Genomic DNA, 1,363 nt, shown 5'->3' on the forward strand with positions numbered 1-1,363 from the left:
ATTCGAGATGATCTGGCCGACGATCCACCGCTCGAACATCAAGAACCTGATCTCGTCGGCGGTCGGCCTCAACGACAGCCTTGGGCGCGCCCGGGTCGAATAGGACGCGCAAACAGCGTCAGCTGGCAGCCCGGATGCCCGGGCTGCCATGAGGTTTTGTTCAGGGGCGAAGAGTGTGAACCGTCTGAAATTTCTGTTGGGGCGCATCGTGCAGGGCGTGGTTGCGCTCTTTGTCATAGCCACCCTGAATTTCCTGTTGATCCGCGCTGCACCGGGCGACCCCGTCGCCGTGATGGCGGGCGAAGCAGGCGCGGTCGACAAGCGGTTCCTGGACGCATTGYGGATCCAGTACGGGCTGGATCAACCACTTCTCGTGCAGTGGTGGACCTACATCTCGCGCATTGCCACGCTCGACCTCGGCTTTTCCTACCGCCAGCAGGAAACGGTTGCGCAACTGATTGCCGACCGGCTGCCCGCAACTCTGTTGCTGACGGTCTGCGCCTTCGTGTTTTCGCTGGTTGTCGGGGTGGGGTTGGGCGTGCTCGCCAGCCGCCGCCCCGGCGGCTGGGTGGACCGGGCGATCGGCTTTGCCGCCCTGATCTTCTACGCCGCGCCCATGTACTGGCTGGCATTGATGGCGGTTTTGGTCTTTTCGATTCAGCTCGGCTGGTTGCCCGCATTCGGCTACAGCTCCGTCGGCGCCAACCTTACCGGCATGGCCGCCGCACTGGATGTCGCCAAGCATCTCATCCTGCCGACGCTTGCGCTCTCCTTCTTCTACATCGCCGTCTACACTCGCATGACCCGCGCCAACATGATGGCGATGGCGCAGATGGCCTTCGTCAAGACCGCACGCGCAAAAGGTGTCGGCGAAACGCGGATCCAGTTCCGCCACGTCTTGCGCAACGCGCTTTTGCCGGTGGTGACGCTTGCCGGGCTGCAGGCCGGCAACATGGTCGGTGGCGCGATCATGACCGAAACCGTCTTCGCCTGGCCCGGCATCGGCAGGCTGATGTTCGATGCGCTGCTGCAACGCGACTACAACCTGCTGCTTGGCGCTTTCCTGGTCGCAGCGGCGCTGGCCATCGTCTTCAACATCATCACGGACCTCATCTACACCGTGATCGATCCGAGGATTGCACTGTGATCGCGAACTCCGTTCTCCGCCGCATGTTCACCCGCACGGAAGTGTGGGTCGGCCTGATTATCATCTTCGTCATCGTCGCCATATCGTTGCTTGCGCCCCTGCTGTTCCCGCGCGGGCCATGGGCAATGGGCGGCCGGCCCTTCCTTCCCCCAATGTCGGAAATGCGTTTTCCGCTGGGAACCGACACCACCGGCCGCGACATTCTCGCGGGCCTGG

General features: G+C 62.9%; 1 protein-coding gene and 1 pseudogene. Both read left to right on the forward strand.

Annotation, left to right across the window (positions count from 1 at the left end; all coding sequences use genetic code 11):
• The first annotated feature begins 175 nt into the window (after window positions 1-175).
• Window positions 176-1,147: an ABC transporter permease gene (locus tag AC1DUU_RS32105; RefSeq protein WP_476787331.1), complete on the forward strand. Its 972-nt coding sequence runs from the start codon at window positions 176-178 to the stop codon at window positions 1,145-1,147.
• Window positions 1,144-1,363, forward strand: a pseudogene (locus AC1DUU_RS32110) (ABC transporter permease); the annotation flags it as partial. The gene AC1DUU_RS32105 and the pseudogene AC1DUU_RS32110, both read left to right, overlap by 4 nt.

The organism is Aminobacter sp. P4_H6_2 (genome assembly GCF_056400805.1).